The sequence below is a fragment of the Providencia sp. PROV223 genome (assembly GCF_028479245.1).
GTDB classification, from domain to species: Bacteria; Pseudomonadota; Gammaproteobacteria; order Enterobacterales; family Enterobacteriaceae; genus Providencia; species Providencia rettgeri.
The window spans coordinates 1-16,678 of the sequence record NZ_JAMPNG010000020.1; the positions used below are offsets into that span (position 1 = coordinate 1).

Annotated in this window: 13 protein-coding genes and 1 pseudogene; 5 read left to right on the top strand and 9 right to left on the bottom strand. The window is 42.3% G+C overall.

The window, feature by feature from the left end; all coding sequences use genetic code 11:
- Nucleotides 1–243 (bottom strand): annotated as a pseudogene (locus PR767_RS17880) (hypothetical protein); the annotation flags it as partial.
- Between the two features lie 433 nt (nt 244–676).
- Between PR767_RS17880 and typA the strand changes: the two are divergent.
- Nucleotides 677–2,500 (top strand): ribosome-dependent GTPase TypA, encoded by a 1,824-nt coding sequence (gene typA / locus PR767_RS17885; protein WP_272520705.1) that lies wholly within the window; start codon nt 677–679, stop codon nt 2,498–2,500.
- A gap of 76 nt (nt 2,501–2,576) precedes the next feature.
- Here the strand turns inward: typA and PR767_RS17890 are convergent, their stop codons facing one another.
- Nucleotides 2,577–3,179 carry a hypothetical protein gene (locus PR767_RS17890; RefSeq protein WP_004266094.1) on the bottom strand — a complete coding sequence of 201 codons (603 nt, stop codon included), beginning with the start codon at nt 3,177–3,179 and terminating at the stop codon, nt 2,577–2,579.
- A 350-nt stretch (nt 3,180–3,529) separates the two neighbouring features.
- On the opposite strand from PR767_RS17890, the gene yihX reads away from it, so the two are divergent.
- The 3 genes from yihX (at nt 3,530) to fabY (ending at nt 5,581) form a co-directional block, all read left to right on the top strand.
- Nucleotides 3,530–4,144, top strand: a complete 615-nt coding sequence (gene yihX, locus PR767_RS17895) for a glucose-1-phosphatase (RefSeq protein WP_004266093.1) — start codon at nt 3,530–3,532, stop codon at nt 4,142–4,144.
- 61 nt (nt 4,145–4,205) lie between these two features.
- On the top strand, nt 4,206–4,643 hold the full coding sequence (gene dtd / locus PR767_RS17900) for a D-aminoacyl-tRNA deacylase (protein ID WP_004266092.1): 438 nt from the start codon (nt 4,206–4,208) through the stop codon (nt 4,641–4,643).
- Nucleotides 4,644–4,666: 23 nt separating this feature from the next.
- Nucleotides 4,667–5,581 carry a fatty acid biosynthesis protein FabY gene (gene fabY, locus PR767_RS17905; RefSeq protein WP_004266091.1) on the top strand — a complete coding sequence of 305 codons (915 nt, stop codon included), beginning with the start codon at nt 4,667–4,669 and terminating at the stop codon, nt 5,579–5,581.
- 79 nt (nt 5,582–5,660) lie between these two features.
- Here the strand turns inward: fabY and PR767_RS17910 are convergent, their stop codons facing one another.
- Together PR767_RS17910 and PR767_RS17915 are read right to left on the bottom strand one after the other, a co-directional pair.
- Nucleotides 5,661–7,415 (bottom strand): AsmA family protein, encoded by a 1,755-nt coding sequence (locus PR767_RS17910; RefSeq protein ID WP_240105550.1) that lies wholly within the window; start codon nt 7,413–7,415, stop codon nt 5,661–5,663.
- Nucleotides 7,416–7,541: 126 nt separating this feature from the next.
- Complete coding sequence (locus PR767_RS17915; protein ID WP_004266089.1) at nt 7,542–8,930, bottom strand: uracil-xanthine permease family protein; 1,389 nt, start codon at nt 8,928–8,930, stop codon at nt 7,542–7,544.
- 235 nt (nt 8,931–9,165) lie between these two features.
- Here PR767_RS17915 and gltS point away from each other — a divergent pair, with 235 nt between their 5' ends.
- Nucleotides 9,166–10,380, top strand: a complete 1,215-nt coding sequence (gltS, locus tag PR767_RS17920; protein WP_004266088.1) for a sodium/glutamate symporter — start codon at nt 9,166–9,168, stop codon at nt 10,378–10,380.
- A 97-nt stretch (nt 10,381–10,477) separates the two neighbouring features.
- Here the strand turns inward: gltS and recG are convergent, their stop codons facing one another.
- Genes recG through gmk form a run of 5 tightly spaced genes read right to left on the bottom strand, consistent with a single transcriptional unit; the run spans nt 10,478 to nt 16,403 of the window.
- A complete protein-coding gene (gene recG / locus PR767_RS17925) occupies nt 10,478–12,559 on the bottom strand; it encodes an ATP-dependent DNA helicase RecG (protein ID WP_272520706.1) in 2,082 nt (693 codons plus the stop codon).
- Nucleotides 12,560–12,574: 15 nt separating this feature from the next.
- A complete protein-coding gene (gene trmH, locus PR767_RS17930) occupies nt 12,575–13,288 on the bottom strand; it encodes a tRNA (guanosine(18)-2'-O)-methyltransferase TrmH (protein ID WP_109912877.1) in 714 nt (237 codons plus the stop codon).
- A gap of 22 nt (nt 13,289–13,310) precedes the next feature.
- Complete coding sequence (gene spoT, locus PR767_RS17935; protein ID WP_272520707.1) at nt 13,311–15,428, bottom strand: bifunctional GTP diphosphokinase/guanosine-3',5'-bis pyrophosphate 3'-pyrophosphohydrolase; 2,118 nt, start codon at nt 15,426–15,428, stop codon at nt 13,311–13,313.
- Nucleotides 15,429–15,447: 19 nt separating this feature from the next.
- Complete coding sequence (rpoZ, locus tag PR767_RS17940) at nt 15,448–15,723, bottom strand: DNA-directed RNA polymerase subunit omega (protein WP_004262665.1); 276 nt, start codon at nt 15,721–15,723, stop codon at nt 15,448–15,450.
- Between the two features lie 56 nt (nt 15,724–15,779).
- A complete protein-coding gene (gene gmk / locus PR767_RS17945; protein WP_004266082.1) occupies nt 15,780–16,403 on the bottom strand; it encodes a guanylate kinase in 624 nt (207 codons plus the stop codon).
- Nucleotides 16,404–16,678 lie beyond the last annotated feature (275 nt).

Sequence of the window (16,678 nt, forward strand, 5' to 3'; positions counted from 1 at the left end):
TTCACCATGTTCATGTCCATGACGGCCTTCGCCGTGGCAGCGTTCACCGTGTCCACGACCATGACGGCCTTCACCGTGGCAGTGTTCACCGTGCCCATGGCGGTCATCACCATAATAGTCATCTCCGTGGTTGCAATGTTCGTGACTATGACGGCCTTCATTGTGGCAACATCCACCGCGATGGCCATGTTGATTTTCATCATGGCGTGCATAATATACATGACGACAAGATTTAATTAGCATATAGTTACTCCTTAGTTTATAACTTTAGATATATCGAATTTGTTTTCTGGTTTTACTATATTTAGATATATCTAATTAGTCAATTTAGATATATCTAAATAACGCAAAAAGATATTTAAACTGGTAGTTAAGAAAGAAAGTCTATTTTTTGTTCTTTTTTTGGGCTGCTAATATTAAGTTTTTAGCGTATTATTCTGCCACTTCGTGGTTTCGCAGAGATGATGCTCATTATTTTGTGAGGGAATCTGGCACTGTTACGCAACTGAATGTTTTTTCGCTAAAAACTTTTTATACAGTGATGGGTTTCACATTTATTCCACTTGTGCGGAAAAACGTGTAAAATAACAGCAAATTAACGTAGAAAGTATGCTTTGGGTGTGAATAACGGCTCAGTAAGCATATTCCTTTCCTGTCAATTAAACGGTAAAAATCCTTGTCAATTCAAAATTTAAGAAACATCGCCATCATCGCTCACGTTGACCATGGCAAGACCACACTGGTTGGTAAATTATTGCAGCAATCAGGCACGTTCGGTGAACGTGAAACTGTTGATGAGCGTGTTATGGACTCCAATGACTTGGAGAAAGAGCGTGGTATTACTATCCTTGCTAAAAATACCGCTATCCAATGGAATGATTATCATATCAATATCGTAGACACCCCAGGTCACGCCGATTTCGGTGGTGAGGTTGAGCGCGTTATGTCTATGGTTGACTGCGTACTGCTGGTTGTTGATGCGATGGATGGCCCAATGCCACAAACTCGCTTCGTAACACAAAAAGCGTTCGACCACGGTTTACGTCCTATTGTTGTTATCAATAAAGTTGACCGCCCAGGCGCACGTCCTGATTGGGTTGTTGACCAAGTATTCGACTTATTCGTGAACTTAGGTGCAACGGATGAGCAACTCGATTTCCCTATCGTTTATGCATCTGCATTAAACGGTATTGCTGGTCTTGACCACGAAAACATGGCTGAAGACATGACTCCACTGTACGAAGCTATCGTGGAACACGTTGCACCACCAGCGGTAGATATCGATGGTCCATTCCAAATGCAAGTTTCGCAATTGGATTACAACAGCTATTTAGGTGTTATCGGTATTGGTCGTATCAAACGCGGTGTTGTTAAGCCTAACCAACAAGTAACGGTTATCGATAGCGAAGGTAAAACTCGTAACGGTAAAATTGGTAAAGTTCTGACTCACTTAGGTTTAGAGCGTATTGACTCACAACAAGCGGAAGCGGGTGACATTGTTGCTCTGACCGGTTTGGGTGAACTGAATATCTCTGACACCATTTGCCAAGTCGGTAGCGTTGAAGCACTGCCTGCATTAGCGGTTGATGAGCCAACAGTTAGCATGTTCTACTGTGTTAACACCTCACCATTCTGTGGTAAAGAAGGTAAATTCGTGACTTCACGTCAGATCCTTGACCGTTTGAATAAAGAATTGGTTCACAACGTTGCACTACGCGTTGAAGAAACTCAAGACCCAGATGCATTCCGCGTTTCTGGTCGTGGTGAGCTTCACTTATCTGTTCTGATTGAAAACATGCGTCGTGAAGGTTTCGAATTAGCCGTATCTCGTCCAAAAGTTATCATTCGTGAAATCGATGGTCGTAAACAAGAGCCGTTCGAACAAGTGACGTTAGACGTTGAAGAACAGCATCAAGGCGACATCATGAAAGCATTAGGTGAGCGTAAAGGCGACCTGCGTGACATGATGCCAGACGGTAAAGGCCGTGTACGTCTTGATTACGTCATTCCAAGCCGTGGTCTGATTGGCTTCCGTACTGAGTTCATGACAATGACATCAGGTACTGGTTTACTGTACTCAACGTTCAGCCATTACGATGATGTTCGTCCAGGCGAAATCGGTGGCCGTCAAAACGGTGTTCTGATCTCTAACGGACAAGGTAAAGCGGTTGCTTATGCACTGTACAGCCTGCAAGACCGTGGTAAGCTGTTCTTGGGTCACGGTGCTGAAGTGTATGAAGGCCAAATCATTGGTATTCACTCACGTTCTAACGACTTAACTGTTAACTGCTTAACTGGTAAAAAACTGACTAACATGCGTGCGTCAGGTACTGATGAAGCGACAACTCTGTCACCACCAATTAAAATGACTCTGGAACAAGCTCTTGAGTTCATTGATGATGACGAATTAGTTGAAGTGACTCCGCAGTCTATTCGTCTGCGTAAACGTCATTTGACTGAGAACGATCGCCGCCGTGCAAACCGTTCTAAAGAAGACTAATTACCATGATGTAATGTTGTTTATTACTTTATTGTAGTTATGAGTATAGTAAGGCGCCTTTCGGCGCCTTACTTATTTATAAAGGCTTATCTTTTTTCATAAAATACAGTGATGAAATAAATAGTCCGAAAATTAAAGGGATTTCGTACAATTCTTCGATAAGGCTTTGAAGTTCAGAATGATATAGAAAAACTGAACTGAGAAACCTATGGTGTTCAACACTGTCTGAAATTAAAAAAGCACACAGGGTTAGTAGTAGGCTCCAAAGTGGAATAGCTGTGTTTTTTAGGTGAAAAACAATACTTTTTCTTAATGGTGAAGCACATAGCATCAAAACTAAACTGCTAATCAAGGTAATAGAAATTAGCCTGAAATAAGTGTGATCCAGATTAGGGAAAAATTCTCGTCCCCAATTTGTTCCTCTGCCAAATAATGTTACCCACCAGATAGTTGCCCATAACCAAAATAATTTCATTCCCTGACTTTTTTGCTGTAATGGTCTCATATAAAACCAAGTGAAAAAGACACAAAAAATTAGAGTGGCGGATTGAAAATGTTCAATAACTTTTGTTGTAAGGTCGATATTGAAATTCAGAGGGAAATAATTAAATAATGGAATTAAAAATAAACTTCCCCATAGAATAGCAATCGGCCAAGAGATTGTTTTATCTATTTTCATAGTCTGGCTTTTATATTTTAAGATTTATTTATTACTGATAATGCATTGATATCAGCTCACATTGCTTATGTGTAACTTGCTACGTACAAGCCATTATGCAAAAAGCCGATAGTGGGACTTAACATTTAGTATCAAAAACCGAGAGTGTGGTGTGAAATAGCACCTTTGGGATAAAAAACGTTTTCTCGGTAACAGAATAAATCGGCTGGTTTTCTGCTCGTTAATTGCGCTAAGTGTGGATTGCTTAATCGATAAATTGACAAAATAACGTGAATTATCACTAATTAGGGCTGTTCAGTTGCCCGAATAATGATTAAAGTAAATTTAGTGAATAACAATGAGGAAAATTTATGCTGTATATCTTCGATATGGGTAATGTGATTATTGATATCGACTTTAATCGTGTATTTGATAAATGGTCTGAACTCAGCGGCACACCAAGTGAAGAAATCAAATCACGTTTTACTTTTGGTAATATCTTTCAATTACATGAGTGTGGAAAAATTTCAGACATCGAGTTTGCTGAGCTGCTTTGTGAAGAAATGGACATTACACTAAGCTTTGAAGACTTTGCTGAAGGCTGGCACGCTATTTTTATTTCGTTACGACCTGAAGTTATTGATATTATGGAACGCCTGCGTGAACAAGGGCACCGAGTGGTCGTTTTATCGAATACTAATCGCCTACATCTCGACTACTGGCCAGCACACTACCCAGAAATTGCAGCTTCCTCCGATTTCTTATATTTATCCCAAGATTTAGGCATGCGTAAGCCTGATCCTGAAATTTACAAATATGTACTGCAATCCGAAGAGTTTGATGCTGCAGATGCTATTTTCTTTGATGATGTCGAAGAAAATATAAAAGCCGCAGAAGCCCTTGGTATTCGCAGTATTCATGTTGTGAATAAAGACACCATTCCTGAATATTTCCGCACTTACGATTTTAGTGCAGAAGTTGAATAATATCCTGATTTTATAGTGGGGCAACGGCTAACGTTGCTCCATCTTTTTGTAAAGAGTCATCATGATTGCATTAATCCAGAGAGTCACTCATGCGAGTGTAGTTGTTGATCAGAAAATAGTAGGACAAATAAATGCTGGGCTGCTGGTTTTGCTTGGTGTCGAAAAAGATGATGATGAACAGAAAGCCAAACGTTTGTGTGAAAAAGTATTAGGCTACCGTATTTTTAGTGATGAACAAGGGAAAATGAATCTCAATGTTCAACAAGCAGGTGGTAGCTTGCTGGTGGTTTCTCAATTTACTTTAGCAGCTGATACCAAAAAAGGTATGCGGCCTAGTTTTTCAGGGGGGGCAGAACCTGAAAGGGCAGATACTTTGTATCAATACTTTGTTGAACAAAGTCGCCAACAAGGGGTTGAAACACAAACGGGTGAATTTGCCGCTGACATGCAAGTGAATTTAACCAATGATGGCCCTGTCACCTTCTGGCTACAAGTGTGAGTCCATTTTTAAAGGGGGAAGCGATGTACCATTTACGTACACCGAAAGACGATATTGAATTTGCAACTTATTACCATTTTCGCTGGGAAATGTTGCGAAAACCGTTTAATCAACCCCTAGGTTCTGAAAAAGATGGCTATGACTTAACGGCACACCATCAAATGGTCGTCGATGATAAAAACCGTATTCTTGCCATTGGTCGTTTGTATATTAATGCTGACAACGAAGGCGCTATTCGTTTCTTAGCCGTTAACCCGGCAATGCAGGGAAAAGGGCTTGGTAAGTTGATTATCATGGCGCTGGAATCTGTTGCTCGGCAAGAAGGGGTAAAACGCATTGTATCAAGCGTTCGTGAAGAAGCAGTTCCATTTTTCAATAAAATGGGGTTTGAAAATCGAGGGCAAGTAGCAGGGCAGCTAAAAACGCCAGTGCGCCATTACTTGATGATCAAACCCATTGAGACATTAGACCAAATTCTGCATCGCCCAGACTGGTGTGGCGAGTTACAACAAGCCTGGTATAAGTATATTCCATTGAGTGAAAAAATGGGTGTCCGAATCGACCAATACACAGGAACTCGTTTTATTACCACCATGCCAGAAGCGGGCAACCAAAACCCTCATGAAACCATATTTGCAGGGAGCCAATTTTCATTAGCTACCCTAACAGGGTGGGGGCTGATTTGGCTATTAATGCAAGAACACCAGCTTGGTGGTGATATTGTGTTGGTCGATGCCAGTATTCGTTATGGTAAGCCAGTAAGCGGTAGGCCGACAGCAACTGCGGACTTAGCCAATATGAGCGGTGACCTTGACCGCTTAGCGCGAGGTAGCAAGGCGCGAGTAAAACTGAACGTTGAGGTTAGTAACCCTGATGGTAAAGTAGGCGCTGTATTCAGCGGTGTTTATATGGTGTTACCTGTAGAAACAGCCAAGTAAAGTTACCCATTGAATATTAAAAAAGAAAGGCAGGTTCGATTGACCTGCCTTTTGTATTTCTATGAATTGACAGTTTTTATTAATTGCTAAGTGCGGGGAGCGGTTCTGCCAAAGAAGGCTCAGTAGGCTGCAAATCGGTTTCGGACTCTACTGAAGAGGTGACAACCCCGTTCACAACAGTACGGAATAGACGTTTACCTTGCAATGGTATGGCCATCAATTCCCCATTCAAACTTTTTTCCACTGATGGGGCGAGCAAATCACCTTGTAATGTTGCATCAAAGTCACCGATGACTTGAGCGGGGAAGCCTGCCCAACCCCATTGATTTAAATCAACGAGGTCAATATTAGAACCTGATGCTCTCAGTAAAAAGGGAACTTTTTTCGGTTCTTGCTTTACCAGCAAGCCAATTTTACTGATGCCTTTATCGGTACTGACCGTTAAGCTCACCGCCGCTGAGGATTTACCACTTTGACGTACTTCAATAAATGGCCGGCGTACGAGAACTTGGTTGATTGTGCCGCTATCTGCAGTAAATGTCGCTTTACCGCTCCAAATTCCCCACTGTTTTTGTTTAATCAAATCGACATTTTCGATATTGCCGCTTAGAGCGGTCAATTCGAAAGGAAATTGTGCCTGGATATTCATCAAAAGTGATTGAGAAAGGGTGAACTTTTTGATGTTTAAACCAGATAACCACGTTGGGGTTGGTTCTGCGAAGAAGGACAACCAATTTTCAGGTAAGGTATATAAGATACCCGCGAGTTTACCTTCGTCAATGGTTAGTATTTGATCATTACGTTGCCAAGACCCACTGAGATTAAAGACACCTTTATTATAGTAACCCGATAACTTATTGATATTAAGGCTGTCGCCATTGATACTTAGCTCACCAATTAAGGTACTCAGTTGCTGGTCTTTTACGACGAATTGGTCGACATTAAAGCTAATATTGCCTTTGGGATTAGTCCAGCTTCCTCTTAAGAAGCTGAGTTGGTCAATTTCGGTACTTAAGCCAGAAAGTGCCCAATCCCTTCCTTGGATATCAACGTTGGTTAATTCTACCTGTTTGACCTGCAGCGATTTTTCACTCGTTATTGCATCAAATAGTGAATCGAAATCAACATTATTTTCCCAGCCGACTTTATTCATGGTGAGGGAGTCAACCATGATAGAGCCATCGCTAAGTACCTTCCCAGCACCCGCAATATAGCCATTATTTAAGTAGGCACTTGCTTGGCTTATTTCTGTTCCTTGCTGCTGCAATTTACCAGTAATGGCAACATTCTTGAAGGAAAGGCCATTGAATTTTAATTGGTTAGAGGTAAATCGAAAATCACCGTAACCAAAAGGGGATTTTTCGGCTGGTTTCCAAGGGGTAATTCCTCCCGTGAAGCCAGTGACTTGCACAGTATCGTTGTCTTTTTTAAGCGTAATTTGGCTATTTTCAAATTGCAAAATATTTGCAGAAATAGGGAACAGCACCGTATTTGGTAAGACGGTTGTCGATAATGTTCCTTGAGTGATAACTAAACGTTTGATAGCCGTACCGCTAAATAGGTTTCGCCAATTAATATCAATTACGACTTGTCGTGAATCTAAAGAGAGATCGCTGTTTTTAGACGTTAATTTAACATCTTGGAAAATGAATTCACCGGGGTTAGAAAACTCATGTCCCATAATTCCTACATCAATATCGTAGTCGGTAAATTTACTTAAAAATTGACTGGAGTAGGATGCACCCCAACGGGTTTGTAGCCCGATATAAGTAAAAATAAACAATAGCAGCAGTAACAAAAGTGCATAGGTAGTAAATTTGATTAACCATTTCACAGTTTACTGCTCCTTTGGTTTGTGGACGAATAGACACAAAAAGAAACCGTCTAATATAGCGACAATTTAAGGATAGCATACAGAAAAACCGCCAGAATGTTCAACACTGGCGGCTAGAATGAAAGATTATTTTTCGAGAGGGAAGACTAAATTCAGAACAATTGCAGTTAAACCACCCGCAGCAATCCCCGAAGAAAATAATGTTTTTAGCCAGTCAGGTGCGAATTGTAAAATCAAAGGTTGTTGTGAAACGCCCATACCCACTGCGAGAGAAAGGGCGATAATCATAATTGCACGGCGATTGAGTGGCTCGCGAGAGACTATCCTTACACCTGAAGCGGCGATGGTACCAAACATCACAATGGTTGCTCCGCCCAGCACAGGTTCGGGAATTTGTTGCACGAAGCCTGCAACGGCAGGGAACAACCCTAATAACACCAACATTAAAGCGACAATGTAGCCGACATAGCGGCTTGCCACCCCAGTTAATTGGATAACACCGTTGTTCTGCCCAAAGCAAGAGTTAGGGAAAGTATTAAATACCGCAGAAACCATTGAATTCAAACCATTGGCGAGTACGCCACCTTTAATTCGTTTCATGTATAAAGGGCCACGAACAGGTTGTTCTGATACGTCAGAAGTGGCGGTAATATCACCTATCGTTTCTAAGGAAGTCACCATAAAAATAAGAATTAATGGGATCAACAGGTTCCAGTCGAATGATAAGCCATAATAAAAAGGCTCAGGGACAGTAATAATTGGCTGATTAGCTTCCACGGGTTGCGCATTTGGCAACATATCCATCCACCAAGCGGCAAGGTAGCCAACCGCCATCGCGATGACGAGAGAAGCAACGCGCAAGTAAGGATTTTTCTGGCGATTCAAGAGGATAATAACGGCTAATACAATCCCCGCTAAAATCAAGTAATCAGGGGAACCAAAAGTATTGTCACTAATAGCACCATAGCCACCACCAATGGACGTTAATCCCACTTGAATTAAGGACAATCCAATAATCATCACGACCACGCCAGAGACCAATGGTGTGATAACGCGACGTGCTAAATGTAAGAAGCGTGAAAGAATGACTTCAGTGAGTGCGGCGACGAGTAAAGTACCAAACAAAGCTGCCATCATGGATGGGATATCAGCACCACCTTGTTTGAGTGCAACACCTCCCATAATTAAAGGTGCAACAAAGTTGAAACTGGTTCCTTGAATCGAAAGCAAGCCTGAGCCAATAGGGCCCCACGCGCGAATTTGAATTAAAGAGGCAATACCGGAGGCAAATAAAGACATACTGATGATGCGCTGAGTGTCGTGGGCTGGTAGCCCCAAAGCTTGGCAAATCAGCATTGCAGGGGTAATAACTGCGACAAACATCGCAAGAAGGTGTTGCCCGGCAGCAAACAAGGCTTGCGGCAGCGGTGGGCGGTCTTCTAATTTGTAGATGAGTTCGCTTTGCGTTTGTGTGGTCGCTTCAGTAGTTTGTTTTTCAGACGTCGCAGTATTCATTGCCTTCATTTCTCGCCAACAAAAAACGCATTGTAATGCGAGGAATTTAAAAAGCAATCGTTTGCGCGTAAAAAATATTGATCAATGTTAAATAAGGCTGTCACATTTTTATATCTTTTAACTTGTATTTATAACAGTTTTTTTTTCTAATCCTATAACCTGCTTTTGGCGTTTTAAGGAAGAAATTAACGTCTTACTAGTTTTTGATAATTTTAACAACAGACGAGGTACGTGAATGTATCATCTCGATGTCTACGGTACACTGGTAGCAGCTACCTTAGTATTATTGCTTGGGCGTAAACTGGTCAAATCAGTCCCTTTTCTTGAAAAATATACAATCCCTGAACCCGTTGCGGGTGGGTTGTTAGTTGCTTTTAGTCTTTTATTGCTTAAACAATTATTTGACTGGAGCCTTTCTTTTGACTTATCACTGCAAGAACCTATGATGCTGGCATTTTTTGCCACAATTGGTCTTAATGCCAACCTTGCAAGCTTGAAGGCTGGCGGTAAGGCATTGTTTATCTTCATTTTTGTAGTTGTCGGTTTATTACTTGTCCAAAATACAGTAGGGATTGCTCTTGCTGAATTATTGGGATTAGACCCTCTCATGGGGCTGTTAGCTGGCTCAATTACCTTATCCGGTGGTCATGGAACTGGTGCGGCATGGGGGAAAATTTTCACTGAAAATTATGGTTTCCAAAGTGCAACAGAAGTTGCAATGGCTTGTGCTACATTTGGGTTAGTTCTTGGTGGTTTAATCGGTGGACCTGTTGCACGTTTTCTAACGCGTAATATCCCAACGCCTGGAACGGCTGAAGATGATAAAGACGTTCCAACTGCATTTGAAAAGCCACAATCCGGCCGCATGATCACTTCAATGGTTTTAATTGAAACTATTGCATTGATCGCTATTTGCCTATTGGTGGGGAGCTTTATTGCAGGTCAGCTCGCTGACACGGTGTTCGCGTTACCTAAATTTGTGTGTGTATTATTTGTTGGGGTGATTTTAAGTAACAGCCTTTCTATCCTTGGCTTCTATCGCGTGTTTGACCGCGCAGTTTCTGTTATGGGGAACGTCAGCCTATCGTTATTCTTAGCGATGGCTTTGATGAGCTTGAAGTTATGGGAATTGGCGTCATTAGCAATTCCAATGATTGTCATTCTTGCGGTACAAGCCTGTGTGATGGCGGGATACGCTATTTTTGTCACTTTCCGTGTGATGGGCAAGAACTATGATGCTGCTATTTTAGCCGCAGGTCACTGTGGCTTTGGTCTTGGGGCTACACCAACAGCAATTGCGAATATGCAAGCAGTAACGGATAGGTTGGGTCCATCCCATCTTGCGTTCCTTGTGGTACCAATGGTTGGGGCTTTCTTTATTGATATTGTTAATGCGATAGTCATTAAATTGTATTTAATGTTGCCAATATTTCCAACGATTGCTGGGTAGTTTTTATTTAATAATAAATCAAGTAAAGCAGGTATTGCCGTGAAAATATTCACGGCAATTTTCATTTTAAGGAACGGATAAAAAGAAGATATAAGATTTAAGCGTGACTGTATTGTTCTCGCTCAGGTAACCAACGCTCAATAAGCTGTTGCGCATTCTCGGGGTAATTTTGTTGAATATGGCGTGCAAGGCGTTGCACTTCTGGCAACATATATTGGTCACGTAATAAATCAGCAACTTTAAATTCTGCATTTCCTGTTTGCCTAGCACCCAATAATTCCCCAGGCCCACGAATTTCGAGATCTTTTTGTGCGATAACAAAGCCGTCATTGCTGTCTCGCAACACTTGTAGTCTTTGTTTCGCGGTATGGGTTAGCGGGGTTTTGTACAGTAATACGCAGTGAGATGCGATAGCTCCTCGGCCGACTCGCCCTCTTAGTTGGTGCAACTGAGCTAAGCCAAGGCGCTCAGGGTTATCTATAATCATTAAACTTGCATTAGGGACATCAACGCCGACTTCAATGACCGTTGTAGCGACAAGCAGCTGAATTTCATTTCTTTTAAAGGCTGCCATAATACTTTGTTTTTCAGCAGGTTTCATCCGACCATGAACTAACCCTACTTTCAATTCAGGTAATGCCAGTGTGAGCTCTTCGCAGGTCACTTGAGCCGCTTGTGCTTCTAATAATTCAGAGTCTTCAATGAGTGTACAGACCCAATAGGCTTGGCGGCCTTCTTCAATACAGGCTTGACGAACGCGTTCAATAATATCGTTACGGCGAGTGTCTGGTATGGCGACAGTGGTGACAGGCGTTCGACCTGAAGGAAGTTCATCGATAACGGAGGTATCTAGGTCTGCATAAGCTGTCATCGCCAATGTACGTGGGATTGGCGTAGCGGTCATGATCAATTGATGAGGGTGATACCCTTGTTGTTCACCTTTTTCACGCAGAGCGAGCCGCTGATGAACGCCAAAGCGATGTTGCTCATCAATTATAACAAGCCCCAGAGCTTTAAAGCTCACTTGCTCTTGGAAAATAGCGTGTGTTCCCACTATCATCGCAACTTCTCCATTTGCGATAGCATCTTGCTGCGCCTGACGTGCCTTACCCTTTTGTTTACCTGCGAGCCAACCGACTTTAATGTCTAAAGGTTCTAACCATTGTTTGAACGTATTGGCATGTTGCTCTGCAAGAATTTCGGTAGGAGCCATCAAAGCCACTTGTTTGCCATTCTCGATGGCACAAACGGCCGCTAAGGCTGCAACGAGAGTTTTCCCTGATCCCACATCCCCTTGAATCAAGCGCATCATAGGGGCGTCTTTAGCGAGGTCTGCTTCAATTTCGCCAACAACACGATTTTGTGCATTTGTTGGTGAAAACGGTAATTGCGCGAGTAACTGAGATTTTAACTGACCACTTGTCACTAAAGGTTCAGCATATAGGCGTTCGTTGCCTGCACGGATGGCTAGCATGCTGAGATGGTGAGCGAGTAGCTCTTCGAGGATTAACCGTTTTTGAGCTGGGTGGTGTCCTTTTTCAAGTTCACTCAAAGCAACATTCGGGGGAGGGTTGTGTAATAAGCGAATGGCATCTGGTAAGCTTATCATGCCCCGGCTAAGTTCTTCCGGTAATAACTCCTTTATATTCCCACTATCGAGTAATCCTAGCGCTTGCTCCATGACTTTACGTAAAGTCACTTGGCGAACACCTTCAGTGGTTGGATAAACGGGTGTTAAGTTCTCTTGCAAGCTGATATTGCTAGTATCTTGCGAAACTTTATATTCAGGGTGAATGATTTCTGGCCCTGTATTTCCTCTGCGAACCTCCCCATAGGCAGTGACCTGTTTTCCTTCCGCTAAGTTATTTTTCATTGCCGCTGAAAAATTAAAAAAACGTAAAGTGAGGTTGCCTGTGCCATCGGAAATTAAGCAGGTCATCATTCTTTTGCGGCCAAATACGACTTTAGTTTGCAGTATTTCACCAGTAATCGTTGCAGTCGTGCCGGGTAGGAGATCTTTTATTTGATATAGACGGGTGTGGTCTTCATAGCGCAAAGGAAAATGGAGAAGAAGGTCTTGAACGGTGTTCAAACCGATTTTACGCATTTTTTCTGACTGGCTTGCTCCAATTCCGTGCAATGAAGTCAGTGAAATGGTATCAAGTAGCCCATTATTCATATTATTTCCTTTTATTTAACCAAACTGCTGTCTTTTCATTTTTTCGGTTAATTGCATTTGCGCCCACCACGTGTCATCAGCTTCAATTTGCCCTTGGTTATTGATAAATGGGCGAGGAAGTCCCTTACGTTTAGCAACTTCAGCCAGTACAGGATAACCGCCTTCAAATAACCAGGTTTGTTGCTCATCAGGTGAGAGTAGACAATGTTCACGCTCGTACATACCCGCTTGCTGCCGTTGCCTTTGGGCTTCATATAAAATCAACGCAGAAGCGACGGAAACATTCAAAGATTGCACCATGCCAGCCATTGGAATGATAATGTGTTTATCAGCCAATGCGAGGGCTTGTTGTGAAATCCCGGTTTTCTCTTGTCCCATCATAATACAAGTTGGCAAAGTATAATCAATTTCACGAAAATCAACGGCATGTTCCGACAAGTTAGTTGCCAAAACCTGCATGTTTTGTGATTTTATTTGGGAAATTGCTTCTTCGGTGGATGTGTGTGAAATAATTTTAACCCAGCTATTACTCCCTGCAGCAGAAGAAACGGATAGTTTGACTTGTTGGTCAGGCCAAATAGCATGAATTTGATGGATCCCTACGGCATCGGCACTGCGTACAATGGCAGAAACATTATGCGGTTTATGAATTTCTTCGAGGCAGAGAGTTAGGTCGGGCTGCCGCATCGCCATCATTTGGCAAATGCGGCGATAGCGGCGTTCATTCATAGTTATTAATTAGGTATGGTCGTTAATTACGGTTTCGGCTAACACGTAGAACGTCAGGCATAATACGGATTTTCCGCATTACGTTTGCCAATTGAACACGGTTTTTAGTCGTAAGGCGAATAAAGGCACAATATACACGGCCATCTTTTTCTTCTGTATTCATACTCTGAATACTTGAATTGGCATCATTAATAGCGGCAGTTAAATTCGCTAAAGCACCTTGATGGTTAATCATATCGACTTTAATTTCAGCAATGAAATCAGTGTCTGTGTCGTTATCCCACTCTACGGCCATAAATTTATCGGGTTCTTTTTGGTAACCACGGATGTTACGGCAAGACTCATGATGGATAACCAGACCTTTTCCAGGGCTAATATGCGCAACAATTGGGTCACCGGGAATTGGACGGCAACATTTTGCGAAAGTAATAAGAACGCCATCAGCTCCTTTAATGGATAGTTTATTGCGGCTTTCGACAACGGCCTGTTCTTCCGGTGTATTTTGTGGGTTGTTTTGTAAATTACGAGCAACAACCATACTCATGGCATTACCCAACCCAATTTCAGCAAGCAAATCATCGATAGAATGCAGCTTCATACGGGCTAATTCTGCATCAATATTGGCTTGAGGGATATCCGTGAGTTTATTTCCTGCCCCTAGGGCATGGTTGAGTAAACGACGACCTAAATTAATAGAGTCTTCACGTTTCAAGTTTTTCAATAACTGGCGAATTTTAGCTCGTGCTTTTGAGCTGACAACAAAATTGAGCCATGCCGCATTTGGACGTGCGCCAGGTGCGGTAATAATTTCGACAGTTTGGCCGCTAGTCAGGGATTGCGAAAGCGGGTAAGGCTGGCGATCAACGCGTGCGCCCACGCAAGCATGACCAATATCTGTGTGCACCGCGTAGGCAAAGTCAACAGGTGTGGCACCAGTAGGTAACTCCACAATGCGGCCTTCAGGGGTGAAAACGTAGATTTCATCTGGAAATAGATCCGATTTAACGCTTTCAATAAATTCAAATGAGCTACCTGCACTTTGTTGTAACTCAAGTAGGCTTTGCATCCAACGTTGAGCTCTAACTTGTGCAGTAGTACCTTGTTCTCCCTGCTCTTTATAGGCCCAATGTGCAGCAACGCCCATCTCAGCCATTTGGTCCATGTCTTCTGTGCGAATTTGCACTTCGACAGGCACACCATGTGGCCCAATGAGAGAGGTATGTAGCGATTGATAGCCGTTAGCTTTAGGGATGGCAATATAGTCTTTGATACGCCCCGGGCGCGGTTTGTATAAGCTATGCATTTGACCCAAAACGCGGTAGCAAGTATCCACATCTTTCACAATTACCCTAAAAGCATAGATATCCATAATGGAATGGAAGCGTTGCTCTTTTTGGTGCATTTTGCGATAGATAGAATAAAGGTGTTTTTCTCTGCCACTTACGCGACAAGGAACACCTGCCTCGGTTAGCCTACCGTCAATTTCCGAAAGAATTTTTTGGATCATCTCTTTTCGGTTACCGCGAGCAGCCTTGACGACTTCCTTAATAACACGATAACGGTTGGGATATAACGCTTCAAAACCAAGCTCTTCAAGCTCTGTTTTAATGTGGTGTATACCTAGCCTGTGGGCTAACGGGCTATATATTTCAAGGGTTTCACGTGCAATGCGTCGACGCTTATCGGGCCTAAGTGACCCTAACGTGCGCATGTTGTGAGTGCGGTCTGCCAGTTTTATCAAAATGACACGGATATCTTTTACCATTGCCATGATCATTTTGCGGAAGTTTTCTGCTTGAGCTTCTTTTTTGTCGCGAAAGTTGAGCTTGTCTAGTTTGGATACACCTTCAACGAGACCGGCGACGGTGGTACCAAACAATTCTTCTATATCTTGAAATGTCGCTGGAGTATCTTCAATCACATCATGAAGTAGCGCTGCCATAAGTGTTTCATGGTCCAAACGCATCTCAGCAAGAATACAAGCAACAGCAACTGGGTGAGTAATATAGGGCTCACCACTCGAACGGGTCTGTCCTTCATGGGCATCCCGTGCAACAACATAGGCTTTTCTTAGTAATTCAACTTGTTCTTTAGGAAGATACTTTTGAATGACTAAATTAAGGCTTTCAAACAGATACAAGGCAGACCCACCTTAGTGATTAGCGACGACCTTCAGCGATTGCAGAAACTGCTTGCATTTCAGCCGCTTCTTGCTCTTGCTGTTCTTGGCGTTCACGCACATCTAAAATGTGACCGTTGATTAAACCTTCTTCTACTTCACGTAATGCGATAACAGTATATTTATCATTTTCTTCAGGAACTAAAGGGTCTTTTCCACCCGTTTGTAACTGACGAGCTCTACGTGCCGCAACCAATACGAGGTCAAAACGGTTACCAATTTTCTCTACTGCGTCTTGAACAGTTACGCGTGCCATAAGTGTGCTACTCCAAAGAAATAAAAAAATGACCTGATATGATACTGAAACTATGCTCAGTCTGCTAGTAATTTGCTGATTAAAGCATCATGTCGCTGAACTTGGCGCTCTAACTTTAAACGCTCAGTACGGATGATAGATTGTAAATCGCTCAGCGCGGTATTGAAATCATCATTAACAATAAGGTAATCATACTCGTTGAAATGTTCAATTTCACCTACTGCTTGTGACATACGTTTTTCAATAACGTCATCGCTGTCTTGTCCGCGCCCTCTTAGGCGACGATAAAGTTCATCTTTTGATGGTGGGAGAATAAAAATGCTGCGTGCTTCAGGCATTGTAGCCCTAATTTGCTGCGCTCCCTGCCAATCGATATCAAGAAAAACATCAACACCGCTGTTTAATACATCTTCAATGATGGGTTTTGACGTCCCATAATAATTCCCAAAAACGCATGCATGTTCTAGGAATTCACCTTTGTCGACCATTTGTAAAAAATCAGTTTCAGATACAAAAAAATAGTGCTCGCCGTGAACTTCTCCTGGACGTGCAGCTCGAGTTGTATGAGAAACGGAAACCTGAGTGTCATACAGTGGTTGTGTTTTTAATAAAGCCTGAATCAGACTTGATTTCCCTGCACCACTAGGGGCAGAAACAATATATAACGTGCCTTGTATCATGATGATTTCTTGAATAGTCGAGGATTAAACATAAAAGATGGCGATAAACCCGACATAGTATACACGGACTTGCATCAACATGCAGCGATATCAATAAATCATGAATTTTAATTAAATGAATTTGATTAGTAACTAAATTGTGAACAGGCTCGAGAAATTAACTTATTACTCATGAAAGCAACATTCGTTTTGCGAAGCTTTTTACAAATAATTCATTTTACGGAGGCAGAGTGAGGGAAGTTGTTTCATGCTTAGCGAATGAGGGCAAAATACTT

What these genes read in the sequence shown, in the direction of transcription:
- yihX (WP_004266093.1), top strand. Translation starts at nt 3,530, where the DNA reads ATGCTGTATATCTTCGATATGGGTAATGTGATTATTGATATCGACTTT.
- fabY (WP_004266091.1), top strand. Translation starts at nt 4,667, where the DNA reads ATGTACCATTTACGTACACCGAAAGACGATATTGAATTTGCAACTTAT.
- gmk (WP_004266082.1), bottom strand. Translation starts at nt 16,403, where the DNA reads ATGATACAAGGCACGTTATATATTGTTTCTGCCCCTAGTGGTGCAGGG.
- PR767_RS17915 (WP_004266089.1), bottom strand. Translation starts at nt 8,930, where the DNA reads ATGAATACTGCGACGTCTGAAAAACAAACTACTGAAGCGACCACACAA.
- gltS (WP_004266088.1), top strand. Translation starts at nt 9,166, where the DNA reads ATGTATCATCTCGATGTCTACGGTACACTGGTAGCAGCTACCTTAGTA.
- trmH (WP_109912877.1), bottom strand. Translation starts at nt 13,288, where the DNA reads ATGAATGAACGCCGCTATCGCCGCATTTGCCAAATGATGGCGATGCGG.
- dtd (WP_004266092.1), top strand. Translation starts at nt 4,206, where the DNA reads ATGATTGCATTAATCCAGAGAGTCACTCATGCGAGTGTAGTTGTTGAT.
- recG (WP_272520706.1), bottom strand. Translation starts at nt 12,559, where the DNA reads ATGAATAATGGGCTACTTGATACCATTTCACTGACTTCATTGCACGGA.
- rpoZ (WP_004262665.1), bottom strand. Translation starts at nt 15,723, where the DNA reads ATGGCACGCGTAACTGTTCAAGACGCAGTAGAGAAAATTGGTAACCGT.
- PR767_RS17890 (WP_004266094.1), bottom strand. Translation starts at nt 3,179, where the DNA reads ATGAAAATAGATAAAACAATCTCTTGGCCGATTGCTATTCTATGGGGA.